The organism is Thainema salinarum CENA647 (genome assembly GCF_057732415.1).
In genome coordinates, this window is record NZ_JBYJZJ010000022.1 from 845,362 (window position 1) to 861,610 (window position 16,249).

Sequence of the window (16,249 nt, forward strand, 5' to 3'; positions counted from 1 at the left end):
AAAAGAGAACGGTCAGCTTAGCTGATCGCCCTCTTCTGGTTATTGGTTTTTATCAACGGAGAGAGAGGGATTCGAACCCTCGATGGAGTTTAACCCCCATAACTCCTTAGCAGGGAGCCGCTTTCAACCACTCAGCCATCTCTCCAAGCGGAACTGGATAATTATCATAACAGATGAGGCTGCCAAAGTTGAGTGCGATCGCACAGATTTTCGACAAAAATTAGTGCCTTAAGTTGCTGAACAATAGACCAGTCAAGGATTACAGATGATTTATTGACGAATCATCAACACAGCAGTTTGCTCTTTCTGAAGAAAACGCTTTCTATATTGATGCGCTTCCGTCTACGGCCAAATGTCTTTTCTAGGTTTGATGAAGAGATTAATCGTCAAATGTGATCGATAAAGCACACTTTTTTATGGATTTGCAATCAAAATTAACGTATGCCCATAGAGTAGCTTCATACAATATGAATGCACTTTTAGACTGATGAAGTTCCCTGACGCTACGTTTTAGAACAAAAACAGGCAATACGGTTAGTTTTAGCAGTATTGCTACCAATCGGTCATTAGTTTTTGGCTATCCAATCACCTGTGCAGACTGACAGCGTTTAGATACAACACTTACAACTAATCCAGCTTTCATTCGCAGATACAGGTGCGGCACTCGAATTCTCGTGATTTTTAGTTTTTAGTTTTTTTGTGCTCGTAGTTTTTTGAGTTTACCGTTACGTGGCTGCTCCTGACTTGATTCAGTGAGTTGGAGTACCAGAAAGAGCTGTGAATTCAATTCTTTGAAGAATTTTTAGAAACATTATGTTATCCCAAAATTTAAACCACATTGCCTTGATCTCTGTTCATGGCGATCCTGCCGTTGAAATTGGTAAAGAAGAAGCGGGTGGCCAAAATGTCTATGTCCGCTGTGTCGGGGAAGCACTGGCTCGTCAAGGCTGGCAGGTGGACTTATTCACTCGCCGTACCAGCCCTGAGCAAGAGCCGATTGTTCAGCATGCCGATAACTGCCGCACCATTCGCTTAACGGCTGGCGAGGCAGACTTTATTCCCCGCGATGAAATTTTTAATAGCTTGCCGATTTTTGTCGAGCAATTCCTAGACACCCAGCGAGAACTGGGAATTCGTTATCCCCTCATCCACACAAATTATTGGCTGTCGGGCTGGGTTGGACTAGAGCTGAAAACGCGGCAAAACATTCAGCTGGTGCATACCTATCATTCGCTGGGGGCTGTGAAATATCAAAACACGTCGATGGTGCCGCTGATTGCTAAAACTCGGCTGGCTGTCGAAAAAGCCTGTTTAGAGCAGGCTAATCGGGTAGTGGCGACGAGTCCACAAGAAGAACAACATCTGCGATCGCTGGTTTCTCGCCAAGGGTACACCGAGGTGATTCCCTGCGCGACGGATGTTGAGCGCTTCGGATCAATCAGCCGCATTCAGGCGCGGCAGCATTTAGGGATCGATTTGGACACCCAAATGATTTTCTATGTGGGTCGTTTCGATCCCCGAAAGGGCATTGAAACTCTGGTGCGAGCCGTCAATCAGATTCAGTCAGCGAATTGCGATCGCAACTTGCGTCTTGTAATTGGAGGCGGCAGTCGTCCCGGTCGCAGCGATGGTCAAGAACGCGATCGCATCGAAGGCATTGTGAACAGTTTAGGTATGGAATCATTCACCGAGTTCCCAGGCCGGATCAGTGATGACAACTTGCCGATTTACTATGCTGCCGCTGATGTGGTGGTGGTGCCCAGTCACTATGAACCCTTTGGATTGGTTGCAATTGAAGCAATGGCCAGCGGTACACCTGTGGTTGCCAGCGATGTCGGTGGACTGCAATTTACCGTGATTCCAGAACAAACGGGGTTGCGAGTGCCACCGAAAGATGTGGCTGGGTTTGCTCAAGCGATTCAGCGAATTCTGGATAATCCTGATTGGCAGCACCAACTCGGCCAAAATGCCCGTCAGCGAGTTGAACAGCAATTTAGCTGGGACGGCATTGCCGCAGAATTGAGCCATCTTTATTGCAAACTGTTGGCAGAGAGCGATCAGAATTTGACGCTAACCTCTGCAACCGCATAAAGAACAGCAGGAATCTCTTATGTTTGCGAAATTAATCTGAATCTGTGGAGGGGAAAAGCATCAGCCTATGCTGAATCCGTCCGCCGCAACTCATGCAGGAACCGCAGACTGTTAAATCTATTTATTTCCGAGAGAGTAAGGCTCTACTTCGCTCTGCTGTGGATCAAGGTGCATTGAGCTCAGCTGAACAGGCAGTAAAACGGCTCAATGCACCAGCAAATAAGGCTTGATGAATGTTAATCTGTGTTGCTTTATCAGCAAATCCTGACAGGATTGTGTATTTTTTGATACGAAATGACGCGGATTGAAACAGATCAGGGAATATTGGATTATAAGGCCAGCAAAGGAAAACAACTCTACCCGATAAGCTTTTCCTTCTGACCCCGCAGCGCTACAAGCGGAGATAGAGTCCTATGTTTAATCCTTTAGATGCTCTGGGAGCTCTCGGTTTAAAAAACGTTGGTCAGGTTTACTACAACCTCTCGGTGCCACAACTGGTGGAACATGCGATCGCACATAAAGAAGCCAAACTGGCTGCCAATGGTGCCTTGTGTGTCAAAACCGGACATTACACCGGGCGATCACCCCGCGATCGCTTTATTGTGGATGAACCCAGCATTCACGACCAAGTTGATTGGAATGCGGTAAACGTGCCCATTTCCAAAGCAGCTTTTAATCAGCTCTATCAGCAGATTCGCGCCTATGTTCAAGGGCGCGATTTGTATATGTTTGATGGTTTTGCCGGAGCTGATCCAGAATATCGGGTGGGAGTGCGGGTGATCAATGAGCTGGCGAGCCAAAATCTGTTTGTACATCAGATGTTCCTGCGCCCGACGCCCGAAGAGCTGAAGCTGCACCAGCCCGAAATTACCGTGATTGCGATGCCTGGATTGCATGGTGATCCAGAGCTGACACCGGGAATCCGCAGCGAAGCGTTCATTGTGATGGACATCGAGCAGCGACTGGTGATTATCGGTGGCTCCAAATACGCGGGAGAAATCAAGAAGTCCGTCTTTTCAATGATGAACTTCTTCTTGACCGAGCGGGGCGTCTTGCCGATGCACAGTTCCGCCAATGTGGATGACGAGGGCCATACGGCGCTATTTTTTGGTCTGTCGGGTACTGGGAAAACTACGCTTTCGGCTGACCCCAATCGGCGGCTGATTGGCGATGACGAACATGGTTGGTCGCCCAACGGCATTTTCAACTTTGAAGGGGGCTGCTACGCCAAAACGATTCGGCTCTCACCGGAAACCGAGCCGCAAATTTGGGATGCGATTCGGTTTGGGGCACTGATGGAAAATGTGGTGCTTGACCCACACACGCGCCAGCCGGATTACAACGACGGCAGCCTGACGGAAAATACCCGCGCAGCCTATCCGCTACACTACATTCCCAATGCGGTGATTCCCAGCGTCGGTCGCCATCCGAAGGTGATTATTTTCCTGACCGCAGATGCCTTTGGCGTGTTGCCACCGATTGCCAAACTGACCAAGCGGCAAGCTATGTATCACTTCATTTCCGGCTACACCAGCAAGCTGGCCGGAACGGAGCGGGGCATCACCGAGCCGCAAGCGGTCTTTTCGGCCTGCTTCGGCAAGCCGTTCATGCCGAGATCCCCGGCTGTCTATGCGCGGATGCTGGGCGATCGCATTTCAGAGCATAATGCCACGGTGTATTTAATTAATACGGGCTGGTCAGGTGGCGCTTACGGTGTGGGTCATCGGATTCCCCTGGCCTATACGCGGGCAATGGTGACAGCGGCGCTGACGGGCGCACTGGATCACGTTCCCTGCCATCCTCATCCGATCTTTAAGGTACTGATTCCAGAGCAGGTGCCGGGAGTGCCGACGCGACTGCTGAATCCGCATCAAACTTGGGTAAGCGCCACCGCCTATGAGCAGCAAGCCCATGCGCTAGCGGAACAGTTTATCGACAACTTCAAGCAGTTTGAGGCAGACGCACTGGAGCTGATCGCCGCCCAGCCCGATCCAACGGGTCTATCGATGCTGGAACCTGCGATCGCAGTTCCCTTAACGTAAGCACAATTGCTTATCGTTTTATTGCGATCGCGAACCTTATAGTCTAGTGGAGGTTCTAGCATAAAGATAGAAAGACTTAGCTCTACTCTCTACAAAGGAGGGCTGCATCATGTCGATCAAGTTTTTCCAAGTTGCGTTTGTGGCTTTGGCTGGTGCAAGTCTCGCTACACTTGCGTTTGCCATGACACCGCTGCGGGCCGAACCGCAGTGGGGCGGGATGCCAATGGGCAGACCGATGCACTCAGCCCAATCGCAAGGACATCACCGTGGCGGTGGCCCCGGATGGGGTGGTGGGCCTTGCTGTGATGACGCGGTGTTTGACTCAGCCGAACTGGAAACCTTGGAGGGCACAGCCCTTGAGGTTAACCAGTACAACGGTCATCAAGGCGTTTTTGTGCGGATGCAAACGGGACAAGGCCCGGTTGAGGTTCACTTGGGGCCAGCCTGGTATCTGGAGGATCAGGGGATTGAAGTCACGCCTGGCAGGGCGCTAACAGTAACGGGTTTCCGCAACCAGTTCAATAATCAGCCGATGGTGATGGCTACCGAACTCCAATCCGGCGATCAGGTTGTACAACTGCGCGATGCCGATGGCTTCCCGGTCTGGATGGGACGGGGCTTTCGGCATCACCCAAGGAGTTGGTAATCCTAACCCTGTAAACCGAGCTTCTGTGATGGGCGCGAATACCCGAAACCAGAAACCCAGTTGCTGGCTCAGACGATCGCACTAGAATAGGGTCAGATTCGCTCAAGACTTCATGCTTCAGGTTCGGTTTCGCTTTTATGGCAGCCTCAATGACTTTCTCACGCCAGAGCGGCGGCAAGTGGAATTTGCCCACAGTCTGAACGAGCCGGGAGCCGTCAAAGACACCATTGAAGCGTTGGGCGTACCTCATCCGGAAGTGAACCTGATTTTAGTCAATCAGGTATCGGTTGGCTTTGGCTATAGTTTGCAGAACTGCGATCGCATTAGTGTTTATCCAGCGTTTCGGTCGTTAAACGTATTGGAACTATCCCAGGTACAGCCACCGCCACTGCATCCGCTGCGGTTTGTGCTGGATGTGCATTTGGGCAAACTGGCGACTTATTTGCGACTGCTGGGGTTTGATACGCTCTATTGGAACGATATAGATGATAGCGAACTGGCGCAGATTTCTCACCAGCACTTGCGCCTGTTACTCACGCAAGATCGCGGTTTACTGAAGCGCAGCATCGTTACCTATGGCTATGCCGTGCGAGCCGAGCAGCCGGAGGCTCAGCTGATCGAAGTAATTGAGCGGTTTCAACTACAGTCTGCGGTGGCTCCCCTACAGCGGTGTCCGCGCTGCAACGGCGAGTTGAAGCCCGTCCCCAAAGCGGAGATTTACGACCAGTTGCCTGAGCGGACGCGGCAGCACTACGATGAGTTTGCCCAATGCCAGAACTGCCAGCAGGTGTACTGGAAAGGAAGTCACTATGCGCGCATTCAAGCGCTGATTGAGCAGGTGATAGGTAACAACGTCTGGTAGGGATTAGTCATGTAGGTTGGGTTGAGCTTGCGAAACCCAACAATTGCAGTGAACAGACACGAAGGATAGTTGGGTTTCGTTCCTCAACCTAACCTACGAACTACAGCCCTTTACTGGTAAGGGCGAATGGCCATTCGCCCTTACGTAATCTCATCTAATCTGGAGGCTGGGTTCTGCTGCATGAGACGGATCGCGCTTCATTAGCAACAGGTAAGTGGTCATTTCTCCTTTTCCCTTCACCGCGATCGCACCTCGTTTTTCAAGAAAATACTTGTCTTTCAAACATTCATAGGTCGCTTCGGTGACTTGAATGCGGTTGGCGATGCCGTGGGATTCCATGCGGCTGGCCAGATTGACCGTATCGCCCCACAGGTCGTAAATGAATTTTTTGATGCCGATCACGCCAGCCACGACTGGCCCGGTGGCGATGCCGATGCGGATGTGGAAATCCTGCCCGGTGCGCTGGTTGAACTCGTGCAGGGTGCGCTGCATGTCGAGTGCCATATCTGCGATCGCATCAGCATAATCGTCGCGGGGAATGGGCAGGCCCGCCACCACCATGTAGGAGTCGCCAATGGTTTTAATTTTCTCCAGTCCGTGCAGGTCGGCTAGGCGGTCGAATTCCGAAAAGATTTGGTTGAGTAACTCCACCAGCTCAGGCGGCTCGATCCGCGAAGAGAGTTCGGTGAAGCCGACGATGTCGCCAAACAAAACGGCCACGTCGCTAAAGCTGTCGGCGATGGTGCTGTTTTGTTGCTTCAGTCGCTTGGCAATCGGTTCCGGCAAAATGTTGAGCAGCAGGCGTTCGGAGCGTTCCTGCTCGACAGATAGCTGCTCGTAGGCGCTTTCGAGGGCGCGGCGCGAGTTAAAGTCTGAGCGCTGCAAGCGATCGTAGAGATATACCGATAAGTCGCAGGTGCCGCACAGCCAGAAGAAATAGAGAAACGTGACGGGTGCAGTCATCCATTCGGTCGGCATGATGACATCGAGCTTAAAAACAACGGTCAATACTGCACACAGCCCAAACAGTCCCAGTTGCGATGCCATGTGTAGTCGCCAGCGGACGGGGATGAGCGTGGCCTGACCGAGAAACATCAGCGGCCAAATCAGCAGAGACGGTTCCATGTTGCCTTCGACGATGCCAGCGGCTTGGGCATTGAGGTTAATCGACCAGGAGGTCAGCAGGAAAATCACTTCTGGATAGCGATAGCCAAATGGCGATCGCAGTAAGACATACCAGATGAGCAGGCACAATTCGCCGACGAGTTGGGTAATAAACCAACTGCCTAGAAATTCCTCGGGTTGAAACAGCCACTCGTAGAGTTCCAGCCCCATGAACGTGAGGAAGGAAAGAAAGGCGAGGACAAGTCCCAGGCGCAATCGCTTGTGCATGAAGTGCTGCCGCCACTCGTTGTAGTTGGCTGCTCGACCAGCGGGGAGACTACCAAACAGGAGATACTGCACCCGAGCGAAGAGTCTGGCGATTGGCGATCGCTGGGCTGGGTGAGGCTGGGTTGAGGGTTGTTGGCGCACGGCGTTAAATCGTCTGGGAACTTTTAACTTAGTTGTACCCTTTCGGGATTGAGTTGTACCCCGAATTCGGTCGAAAAGATAGTTCGATGGCCTGTAGTCATACCATACGCACTTCGAGATCTGAGATCAGTTTGCGATCGCTGTTTGATAGCTACACCCAAACAGGTGATCGACCCTGATCAATCAACACTCGATCCAACGTGCATTACCCAAACTGTTCTTACGCAACACCTTTGCAACCCGTTACTGCAACACATTACTATGGCTAGCATTAGACGCTTCATCCAAGCCGTTCATCGCTATTACACAATTGGCGAGGTCGGCGATGTGGCTTTTCTCAAAATCAATCTGTTCAAAGCGGGAGTGAATCCGGCGATCCAAGACCAGCTTCAGGAGTTGGCCGGATACTACCCCAAAATCGACCTCGATCAGCTCAGCCAGCTACCGCCGGGAACGCTTGGCTACGAATACGCTCAGCATATGCGGAAAAATGGCATTCAGCCGTTGAACATTAGCCCAGATCTGCATGAAGCGGCCAACCGCAACCCGTTTGCGCTGCGCTATGTGGTGACGCACGATATGTTTCACGTCCTGCTGGGATTTGACACGAGCTATGCCGGAGAAATTGGGGTCTATTCGTTTGTGGTGGCGCAGAACTACAGCAAATTGTTGAACCTGTTTCATCCCATCGCTCAGGTGCTCTATCCAGTGATTGAACCCCGGCGCATCCAGGAAACGCGCTCGTTTTTCCGACTGGGAAAGGCGTTGGGTGAGCAGGCGCAGTGTCTACTCACCTATCGGTTTGAAGATAACTGGGAACGGCCTATTGCGGATGTGCGATCGCAACTGGGTTTGGTCTTGACGACTCAACAGCCACCATCTGATGACGCTTATCCAGCAACCCCAGCCGTCATTCACTGATGATCGTCGGTTTTGGCCCTCATCCCCCAGCCCCTTCTCCCGCAGGAGAAGGGGAGCCGGAAAGTTAATTTTTCAAAGTCCCTCTCCTGTGGGAGAGGGATTTAGGGTGAGGGCAATTAGCCCAAGTACCGGGTCAGAATGCTCATTTGATCAGCGGGTTGCCTGGGTAACAGCCGCGCTACATCGACCGCATTGGGACAGGGAATTGGCTGGCTCCAATCGTTGGCTTCGGCAAAGCCGCGCCGATGCAGGTTTTTGATGGTGATGATGATGTCGGGACGGGTGCCGAGCAGAATAATCCGCAGGGGATGGCGACCGTCACGCTGAAAGCTTCTGGGATTGGGCGCACTGGGCTGTGGCGCTGCATCGGAGGCAGCACCGAGAATGAAATATGTCATTGTGGTTCTCCTGTTTTTGACTTTTTGAAAGCCAAAAATCTAGCCACCCCGCAAACGTGCAGCGCAATGCAGGGTGGCTTTGGAGAAGGTTATAATCCTCCACAGCCGCCGCGTTGCCTAGTACAACCGGGGGTTAGCTATCCAGGGTTGGTCGCAACAACTCTGGGTAGCGTGACTAGATTTTTGGTATCAGTCGCCGCACGTGTTTAGGGCTACGACAACTTAACGTTTCACAGTACGGTATCTGGCCTGTGGAGTCAATACAGGTTCACTGACAGAAAATAGAATGACTGGAATTGTTGGGTTTCATCCTTCACCCGACCTACAGGATTTTTTTAGATAAAATTATAGACCGTAGATACTCTTCAAAATCAGTTTGGTTTTGATGCATTTTTTCTAATCGTAAACTCACAATGATTCCTGATACTTTAATTATTCCAACAGAAGTCTCACCTTGCTTGAGAGATATTAAGCGAGCTCTCCTATCTTACGAAAAAGTATATTTGATTTCACCAGATGATAGAGATTCTGATTCCTCCAAGAGCATTTATGCATGCAGCTTTTGGAATTCCACCATTCTTTGCTTGTGAGATGAATGCGGTAAGACCGTTAGGTAAAGCCGCAACATATGATAATGACTTTGATAAACTTATTCACGAATGTCAATTAGCTATTCAACAAGATGCTTTGGAAGTTATTTCTACCTATGAAGAGTCAGTGGCACCAGGTAGCCTTACTCTTGGTGGGCTTGGAATTAAAAACTACCCATTAAATCCAAGTTCTATATTTTGGATATATCGACATATGGCATCTGATCAAGCCTTCTTAAATCTAGCTCTAGAAGATCCATATTTAAGTTCTATAACTTCGAGAGATGAAATTTTAGCGTTAGCACTTGACGGAATAGGTGATGGAAAAATCAACGATATCCCATCTTTACCCTTAATTGATGAATACGAGCATGATACTGAACTCAAACAGGCAATATCACAAATAAGTCATGCACGAATTGGAGCAATAATAAAATATATAGGATTCTGCCACGAAAAGGAAATCATCCCATTTTTTTCCAATAAGGGATATCAGAAAATAGTTAATCTATTACTACAGAATAGTGCTTCTATAATTAAAGTAAATTCTCCTGATAGCGAAGATTGTTTTTGGACTAAGCTGAATAGACTTCAGAATATCGTCTATCAAGATTTCGTCGATCCTAAAGCTTTGGATGAGCTAAGCCTTAGAGAAATATTAGAGCTACGAAGTAGAACTTGGGGAAAGGTCTTTAATGCAAAAGAAGAGTTATTTGAATCACTTAGGCAAATAGCTTTAGAAGTCAAAGGAGATGAGAAGTTTGAAGAAAAAGCTAAAGAATTGGTTCAGGATTATAGATCCCAGGCTGAAGAGCTGGAACAAGAAAGGAAATCCCTAAGACTCGGGAGCACGTCATCCGCTGAGGAGATAAAAATATAATGGAGTGAGTGCCCTTATCGGATCCTGACATGACTCCAGACCAGCGCGACCAAATGCAGCATCACGTCAACGCTTTAGCACAGATCCTCTATGACGACGCCAAGGAACAGGGGATGAGGATGACGAGCTTAGGCGAAATCGAGCAAACGGTCCGTGAGCAAGTGCACCGTCATGTGTCACCCAACTTAGGTCTTTTTTTATCGACACAAGCGTCGGCAAAGATGAAGGAGAAACCCGAAAGCTAACCAGCATCCTTGGCATATTGCAGGTTGGCCGACAGCAGGCCAAGCGGCTTGGAGTCAAGCCCAGAGTCCAGTTCAGCCCCCTGGTCGAGCTGTGTTGTCTGCAGATGGGAGCAACGGTGTCCTTCGTGCAGGCGAGTCGGGATGTTGAACTGCTCACCGGGGTCACCGTGAGCGCCAAGAGTGTCGAGCGCATCGTAGGGCGCAATCCGATTGAGTCATCGGCTCCAGAGGAGACAGTCAAGGAGATGGCTCTCGATGGCGGGATGGTTCGCCTAGTGACTCCGAGCGGAGAGCCCAGCGAGTGGAAGCAGTACAAGGCGGTGCGGCTGGACGGTGACGGTGTGGGTATGGCCTGGTTTGACGACAATGATGCGCTGTTGGCCTGGCTCAGGAGCCTTTGCTGGGCCAGTGTTGTGTTCTGCTTAGGAGACGGACACAGCGGCATTTGGTCGCTCTACCAACAGATGGAGAGGCTCACTCGCCAGGAGGTCTTGGACTGGTATCACCTGATGGAGAACCTGTATAAAGTGGGCGGTTCCCTTCAACGGCTCAACCAGGCCAGACACCTTCTGTGGCACGGTCAGGTCGATGAGGCCAGTGCCCTGTTTGCGGGGCTCAACTCTCAGCAGTCTCAACGATTTGGGAGGTATCTGGAGCGACATCGCGCTCGGATTGTCAACTACAGGTACTACCAGCAAGAGGGGATGCCGATTGGCTCAGGCCCGGTCGAATCACTCATCAAGCAGATTGATGCCAGAGTGCAGGTCGCAGGTGCGCAGTGGAACCCTCAGAATGTTCCTCAAATTCTGGCGCTCCGCTGCGCTTACCTGAACAACCAGCTCAACCTTTATTCTCTCGCCAGCGGATGACGTGCTCCCCTAAGACTCAAACTCTTATGCGAGGTTGGGACAGTTTCAATAAATGCAACTCACAAAGTAGTTGGCGATATTACCCAAGTTAACAACGGGATTGGTAGCGCAGAGTTAATTCTTATTGCAGGTAGTATTTGGTTTTTAAATCAAGTGAAAGACATTGGCAACGAACTTCTCCAACTCCAAGCCAAAGAGGCAAAATTTCGAAAGAGTGCTGGTTTTGGCCTTGCAAATTCTTATTCTAGACTTATGAAGAAGTAATGAATTCAAAATCTCGCAGAGCGCGTCCTCGTAATTTAAACTCGATTGCCTCTAGTTCCAACTTATTTTGTGTCAGCGTTCCTGAGCAATGGTCTTCTGCCATTCAACGATGAGGCAATCAGCCAATTGCGAACCCAGTTGTCGTGATAGCGGAAGCCGTTGAGTTGCTCAAAGGGGCATAAGCACCCGCCCATTGCTTTGCGAGTCTTGCGACAAAAGGGATGGAAGTTCCAGAGTAAGGCCATCGAGCGCACCGACTGTTCCGCCGAGTCCCAGAATCCATGAAAATCTTGCATGGCATACAAGATGCGGTCAAGATAGTTCATCGGACGGTCAACCTGATTGCTGGTGCGATAGGCGTCAGGGAAGTCAAAGGCGCGTTGGAAGACGTGAGATTTGTCGTTGAGGCGTCGCAAGCGAGCGTCAATGGCCTGGGGCAACGCGTGGGTGTTCACCCACTCCAGCAACCGACGCAACCGTTGAGCAAAGTGACGTTTGCTCTGGCCCCGATACAGATGCCAAAGCTTGTCGGCTAGTTGCTGACCCAGGACTGGTTTAGAGCGGCACCCATCGCGAATTTTAATCACCTCATGCAGGAAGCACAGAATCCAGACCAGGCCAGGGAATAGCTCCTCCCAAGCGGCTCGGGTGGCCTCCCAACCATCAGTCGTCACCGTCTCGGGCGCATAGTCGGGAACATGATGGGCAGCTTCCTGCTGGAATACCCCATAGGCTGCGGTTAATCCATCCTGACCCGCATTGGCACTGAGACTGGCTCCCAGGACGCACCCTTGCGCCGCTGTCACTGCCAGATAGACTCGCTGCCCGTGCCAATCACAATGCTTCTCATCGGCAACTAGATGGGGGGGAGCGCCGTTTCCCTTTTGAGGGTACTGCCCACAATCGAGGCTCGACCGAACGACTGACAGAGCCGATACCAGTGCATCTCAGAACGGCCCAGCACATAGGCAATCCCCTCATACGACAGGCCATGCTTTCTTAAATAGAGCGCTTTGTCGGCCATCTCCGCCGTCTCGCTCATGTACGGCATCACCAAATCGGGACGCAGTTGATAAGCCTCTCCGGTACTCGGCAGCAAAATCCGCCGGGTCTTGAGCTGTTGACGAGAGGACTCGACCCATCCGTGAAAGCGATAGCCTGCCTCAATCCCGTCGGGAAACAGTTCCGGGTGGGATGCGATCTGCTCGTTGAGATACTGGCGAAAGGCTTCCCGGTCTTCTACTAAGACCTCGTAGTCAAGGTCGTCTGCAATGGGCAGACAAATCGTTTTATCGCCTGCTGTGCCACGCTTGCGTCGTTGCTGAGCCATCGGCTTTGGCCTGCTGAACTCTCTGCCTCAATTCTACTCAACACAAACTTGGGTGGAACTAGGATTGCCTATGGCGCGACTCACATCTTGTAGGGTGCATCTCCTAACAAAAACTCTGTCGGTTGTAGCACTGATACTCCTGAAGCGCATCGTATTGATTAGACAAAGTGATAAACCGCACGATGCCCAATCCGAATTACCCAAGGTTGAGCATCAGGATACTGTTCAAACAAACAATTCGTCGCAAGCAACACCTGATCCGCAACCTCAAACGCACCCGTCTCAATATCAATCGCAACAATTCTGCCCTCATTGCCAGCCTTAACCTGCTGCCGAATACCCGATTCGTACAGCTCTTGCCCTCGCCGAGCCAATTCCTCTTTGCTATATCGCCGCTGTCGAACTGCCATATTTCGCCCTAGCTCAACGCCCAACACAATTATATCTTGAGCAAAAATTTAGCTTTTGCAGCGCAATTCACACAACTTTTGTCGGTTATAGCACTGGTATTCCTAGAGCGCACCATCGCATCCCATCACCTGTTATCACGGCATTTTGCTTCTAAACTGCGCCTGGTTGAGCAGTGTGCGTAATTGTTTCCAGGTATAGGCCATTTCCGCTCCTAATACCCCGATGTAAAAAACCGCCAAGCCATAGATAAACTCAGGGGGATAATCACGGGGATACTGTGTCCGATCCATCAGCAGCTCAACAGCAATGCCGCCTAAAAGCAGAAGCACCATGAAAATCGCAATGGGATCAGGTTGAACCGAATAGCGAACCTTTCCTTCCACACGATCCGTCACAACCACACGAGCACGCGGTATCAAGAGACGAAAAACACCGCGTTTGGGTAAAAACGTGCGGCGACGCGTCGCAATCAAACGTTGGTCAGCAACTTTGATATCAAATATAGGGTTTGAGGTAAGCAGCCGTTTGACGGCTTCAAATTCATTCAAAGAATCCATTACCCGACCTCTTGCAAAAATAGTTATTCACTGCCCAACATTTAACCGTGCCTTGAATCGTAGCACTGGTTTTTGGGAACACACTATCTCTGCAATCACTTGTTATAGGCGCGTTTCGCTTCACTCCGCACATCCTATAACGCAATTGCTCAATTGCGTCAGTCAGCGATCGCAACTCCCGTATCGCAACTACACCAAAAGACTCAACCAGCGATCCGTTTCCGCAGGCGATCGCAACCGCAAAACAGTCAGATGAGCATACTCCGGCTGCTGTAGCAGAATCGGGTATTCCCGCCGTCGCCGATGATAGGTTTGCAGCGCCCAGAGCAGAATCGACTCGCGACTGAAAAACGACAATCGCCAATTCTCTCGATTGCCATTGCACACTAGCTCCTGCGTCATCGCCCGCCGCACCGTACGACGCAGTAAACGGCTCATAATCACAGGCAGCGAATAGTCCAACCAAATTAGCGTATCGGCCTGCTGCCAAATGTGCGATCGCACCGGACTGTAATTGCCATCCACCACCCAGCGATCGCCCGACAGCGCCACCTCCACCCGCGCCTGAAACACCTCATTCGGCACTTCGATCCAGCCTGGCTCCCAATGCAGCGCGTCGAGTTCAACATGAGGAATTGCCAAACGCTGAGCCAACTGCCGCGCCAGCGTTGTCTTTCCGGCCCCGCTGGTGCCAATCACAACAATTCTCTGAGCGCTACTCATCCAACGCCAACCTGCCATCTACTCAACATTCGGCAAGTTAACTACAACGCTCTCCCAGCCAATTCCGTAGGAATCAAGGGTAAATACTCAGCTACAAAGAAGTATCTAGATTTTCTAAATCTGCCAAATCTTGTAATCGGCCTGAGGCACGTTTATTCACCCGTAAGTTCTCTAAATCAATGAAGTTAACCAGCACGCCTGCCATCTCAATTTTAAGTCGTGCTGCATAACAGGTTGCAAAATCCACTCCATCCGGTGTTGTTAGCAAATCAATTCGATTGGGTGGATATCCCAATTGAATAACCTGATTTGGCACTATAAAATCTTGAGCCTGCAAATCAAGTGCAGCAAAGCCAAATTGCTGTAAGGCCTGAATCATGCGGCTTGCATTATCAAGGGACATCTCAATCCAAATATCAATGTCTTTGGTGTAACGAGGATATGCAGTGCAACTGCATATCCTCTAATAACCAAATAACGAACCTGATTATCGTTTAGTGACTGTATAAACTCTTTGAAATCCTGGTTGAGCACCGTATTTCCAACTTATAAATTCCTGACGAATGGATTCTAATGCCGCAAGTCGCGTTGCGTAAGGTTGAGTTTGCCAGTAGGATACATCAACCTTAGGCGACCGCATGTCAACTTTAACAACCTTGATTTGACGCTGCTTTGGTACTGATGCCATTGAGGAGTTCCAATCAGTAGAATCTAGTCCATTATGGCATGATCGATATATCTAGATATCCAGCTAATCACCTCTTCATGCCTACGCCGACTCTTTCACCCGAACTCCAACAGCGACTCGCGACTCCGCTCCAGATTGGTCACGTTACTCTGCACAGTCGGGTGCTGCAATCGCCGCTGTCGGGCGTGACAGATTTGGTATTTCGCCGCTTGGTGCGCCGCTATGCGCCGACTTCGATGATGTATACCGAAATGGTGCATGCGTCGGGGATTTGCCATGCCAAAGAGCTGCCCTGCATCATGGATGTCGATCCCAATGAGCGACCCATTAGCATTCAACTCTTTGACTGTCGGCCTGACTTCATGGCCGAAGCAGCGCAGATGGCGGTGGCCGAAGGGGCTGAAACCATCGATATTAATATGGGTTGCCCGGTGAACAAAATCACCAAAAAGGGCGGCGGTTCTTCTCTGCTGCGGCAGCCAGAACTAGCGGCGGAGTTGGTGCAAACCGTGGTGAATGCGGTGGATGTGCCCGTTTCCGTCAAAACCCGCATTGGCTGGGACGATAACGACATCAATGCCGTCGAGTTTGGCCTACGCATGCAGGAGGCCGGAGCGCAGATGCTTACCCTGCACGGTCGCACTCGCGCTCAGGGCTACAATGGCACCGCTCGCTGGGAGTGGATCGCCAAGGTAAAAGCTGCACTGGATATTCCCGTAATCGCTAATGGTGACATTAACTCGGTGGAATCCGCCATTCGCTGCCTGGAACTGACCAGAGCCGATGGCGTTATGTGCTCGCGCGGGACGCTGGGCTATCCGTTTTTAGTAGGCGAGATCGATTATTTCCTCAAGACGGGCCAGGAAAAAGCGCCACCGACCGTAATCGAACGCTTACGCTGTGCCCAAGAGCATCTGCAAATGCTGTGGGAGTACAAGGGAATGCGGGGTCTGCACCAGGCTCGCAAGCACATGACCTGGTATGTCAAAGGATTTGCCGGAGCGGCAGAACTGCGCGATCGCATGTGCCAAATGCAGTCGGTTGAAGAAGGAACGCAATTGCTCGAAGCTGCGATCGCAACTTTAACAACTTTAAATCCAACAAATTTAAATCATTCAGCCGAGCCAACCGTGGGCTTGGTAGGGGTTTAACGCCAACTGGGTTCGGATTCACTCCCTTCGCCCCTGTCCTAATCGCGC

The 16,249-nt window shown here is 50.7% G+C and carries 16 protein-coding genes and 1 tRNA gene; 8 read left to right on the plus strand and 9 right to left on the minus strand.

Annotation, left to right across the window (positions count from 1 at the left end; translation table 11 throughout):
* Window positions 1-56: 56 nt before the first annotated feature.
* Window positions 57-145, minus strand: a tRNA-Ser gene (locus tag AC286M_RS10525).
* 668 nt (window positions 146-813) lie between these two features.
* On the opposite strand from AC286M_RS10525, the gene AC286M_RS10530 reads away from it, so the two are divergent.
* The 4 genes from AC286M_RS10530 to AC286M_RS10545 all read left to right on the plus strand — a co-directional run bounded on the left by AC286M_RS10530 (window position 814) and on the right by AC286M_RS10545 (window position 5,641).
* Complete coding sequence (locus AC286M_RS10530; protein ID WP_488204339.1) at window positions 814-2,091, plus strand: glycosyltransferase family 4 protein; 1,278 nt, start codon at window positions 814-816, stop codon at window positions 2,089-2,091.
* Window positions 2,092-2,504: 413 nt separating this feature from the next.
* On the plus strand, window positions 2,505-4,133 hold the full coding sequence (pckA, locus tag AC286M_RS10535; RefSeq protein ID WP_488204340.1) for a phosphoenolpyruvate carboxykinase (ATP): 1,629 nt from the start codon (window positions 2,505-2,507) through the stop codon (window positions 4,131-4,133).
* 109 nt (window positions 4,134-4,242) lie between these two features.
* Window positions 4,243-4,779, plus strand: a complete 537-nt coding sequence (locus AC286M_RS10540) for a MamS/MamX family magnetosome protein (RefSeq protein ID WP_488204341.1) — start codon at window positions 4,243-4,245, stop codon at window positions 4,777-4,779.
* 112 nt (window positions 4,780-4,891) lie between these two features.
* Window positions 4,892-5,641 carry a Mut7-C RNAse domain-containing protein gene (locus tag AC286M_RS10545; protein ID WP_488204342.1) on the plus strand — a complete coding sequence of 250 codons (750 nt, stop codon included), beginning with the start codon at window positions 4,892-4,894 and terminating at the stop codon, window positions 5,639-5,641.
* A gap of 150 nt (window positions 5,642-5,791) precedes the next feature.
* Here AC286M_RS10545 and AC286M_RS10550 read toward each other — a convergent pair whose 3' ends face one another.
* Window positions 5,792-7,174, minus strand: a complete 1,383-nt coding sequence (locus AC286M_RS10550) for an adenylate/guanylate cyclase domain-containing protein (RefSeq protein WP_488204343.1) — start codon at window positions 7,172-7,174, stop codon at window positions 5,792-5,794.
* A 261-nt stretch (window positions 7,175-7,435) separates the two neighbouring features.
* Here AC286M_RS10550 and AC286M_RS10555 point away from each other — a divergent pair, with 261 nt between their 5' ends.
* A complete protein-coding gene (locus tag AC286M_RS10555) occupies window positions 7,436-8,095 on the plus strand; it encodes a Coq4 family protein (RefSeq protein ID WP_488204344.1) in 660 nt (219 codons plus the stop codon).
* 116 nt (window positions 8,096-8,211) lie between these two features.
* Here AC286M_RS10555 and AC286M_RS10560 read toward each other — a convergent pair whose 3' ends face one another.
* Entirely contained in the window at window positions 8,212-8,493 is a 282-nt protein-coding gene (locus AC286M_RS10560) for a hypothetical protein (protein WP_488204345.1), read from the minus strand.
* Window positions 8,494-9,009: 516 nt separating this feature from the next.
* Here AC286M_RS10560 and AC286M_RS10565 point away from each other — a divergent pair.
* A complete protein-coding gene (locus tag AC286M_RS10565) occupies window positions 9,010-9,963 on the plus strand; it encodes a hypothetical protein (RefSeq protein WP_488204346.1) in 954 nt (317 codons plus the stop codon).
* A 29-nt stretch (window positions 9,964-9,992) separates the two neighbouring features.
* Window positions 9,993-11,077, plus strand: a protein-coding gene (locus tag AC286M_RS10570; protein WP_488203071.1) for an ISKra4 family transposase whose coding sequence is annotated in 2 segments (ribosomal slippage) — window positions 9,993-10,179 and window positions 10,179-11,077 — 1,086 coding nt in all. Because the reading frame shifts where the segments join, the coding sequence is not laid out codon by codon here.
* A gap of 326 nt (window positions 11,078-11,403) precedes the next feature.
* Here the strand turns inward: AC286M_RS10570 and AC286M_RS10575 are convergent.
* The 6 genes from AC286M_RS10575 to AC286M_RS10600 form a co-directional block, all read right to left on the minus strand.
* Window positions 11,404-12,147 (minus strand): hypothetical protein, encoded by a 744-nt coding sequence (locus tag AC286M_RS10575; protein ID WP_488202632.1) that lies wholly within the window; start codon window positions 12,145-12,147, stop codon window positions 11,404-11,406.
* Between the two features lie 50 nt (window positions 12,148-12,197).
* Window positions 12,198-12,671, minus strand: coding sequence for a hypothetical protein (locus AC286M_RS10580; protein ID WP_488202633.1), 474 nt, complete (start codon window positions 12,669-12,671; stop codon window positions 12,198-12,200).
* 158 nt (window positions 12,672-12,829) lie between these two features.
* Window positions 12,830-13,081, minus strand: a complete 252-nt coding sequence (locus AC286M_RS10585) for a hypothetical protein (protein WP_488204347.1) — start codon at window positions 13,079-13,081, stop codon at window positions 12,830-12,832.
* Between the two features lie 135 nt (window positions 13,082-13,216).
* Window positions 13,217-13,639, minus strand: coding sequence for a hypothetical protein (locus AC286M_RS10590; RefSeq protein ID WP_488204348.1), 423 nt, complete (start codon window positions 13,637-13,639; stop codon window positions 13,217-13,219).
* Between the two features lie 189 nt (window positions 13,640-13,828).
* A complete protein-coding gene (locus AC286M_RS10595; RefSeq protein WP_488204349.1) occupies window positions 13,829-14,362 on the minus strand; it encodes an AAA family ATPase in 534 nt (177 codons plus the stop codon).
* Between the two features lie 91 nt (window positions 14,363-14,453).
* Window positions 14,454-14,765, minus strand: coding sequence for a hypothetical protein (locus tag AC286M_RS10600; RefSeq protein WP_488204350.1), 312 nt, complete (start codon window positions 14,763-14,765; stop codon window positions 14,454-14,456).
* 362 nt (window positions 14,766-15,127) lie between these two features.
* Between AC286M_RS10600 and dusB the strand changes: the two genes are divergently transcribed.
* Window positions 15,128-16,201 (plus strand): tRNA dihydrouridine synthase DusB, encoded by a 1,074-nt coding sequence (dusB, locus tag AC286M_RS10605; RefSeq protein WP_488204351.1) that lies wholly within the window; start codon window positions 15,128-15,130, stop codon window positions 16,199-16,201.
* Window positions 16,202-16,249: the final 48 nt, after the last annotated feature.